This is a genomic window from Vibrio sp. 1401, from assembly GCF_033340295.1.
In genome coordinates this window covers 1-883 of the sequence record NZ_JAWOWF010000211.1, presented here as the reverse complement: position 1 = coordinate 883, position 883 = coordinate 1, and the positions used below count along the sequence as shown (strand labels likewise).

The window sequence follows — 883 nt, the reverse complement described above, 5'->3', positions numbered from 1 at the left end:
TCTGAACCGATACCAGCCAGATCGTCTTCATCAACACTGATCGCTTCAAAATCCGTTACAACTGGCAATGAGTCAACGATGGTGACTGGCAACGTAATTTTGCTCGTGTCGCCATCAAAATCCGTCGCGATGATGGAAAAGTCCAACGTTAAGGTGTCACTATTTGGAGCATGATCAACAGCCCCTTGCAGTTCAAACGAGTAACTCCCGTCACTGTTTACCTGTAACGTAAATACCGGATTGCCGTTTGCCGTCGCCGTGTAGGTAAAGCTACCGTCGACATTACTGACTTCGGCCAACGTGATAACTTGACCGTTGGAGGTCAAACCGTTTAGCGGGTCTGAACCTGTTTCAAGTTTGTACTGAACCACACCATCTGAGCCTTGTGTGGTCGTGAACTGCCCTTCAACCAACAGTGCGTTTGATTGTCCACCATTCGTAATTAAGTCATTTTCATCCACAGTGAGAGGCACGACATTCTCAATCGTAGGAACGTCATCTTGAATGGTGACAGGCAAAACCATGGTGCTGGTATCGCCATCAAAATCCGTCGCTGTAATCGGGAAATTCAGTGTTAACGCATCACTGCCACTAGCGTGATCGATTGGGCCTTCCAACGTAAAGTTGTATGAACCATCGGTGTTCACCACCAACGTAAATACAGGGTTGCCGTCAGCGGTCGCAGTGTAAGTGAAGCTGCCATCTGCATTCGCTGTTTCAACCAAATCAACAACTTCGCCGCGCGACGTTACCCCTGCTACAGGGTTCGTCGAGCCGTCGAGTTGATAACTCACCACTCGGTCGGAACCTTCTGTCGTGGTGAACTTGCCGTCAACCGAAACAGAATCATTTTGATCCGAACCGATGCTCGCAAGGTCGTCTT

1 protein-coding gene is annotated in these 883 nt (G+C 48.9%); it reads right to left on the bottom strand.

The features are described from left to right. On the bottom strand, positions 1-883 hold an 883-nt coding region (locus tag R7Z77_RS24620), incomplete at both ends, for a VCBS domain-containing protein (RefSeq protein WP_318136960.1).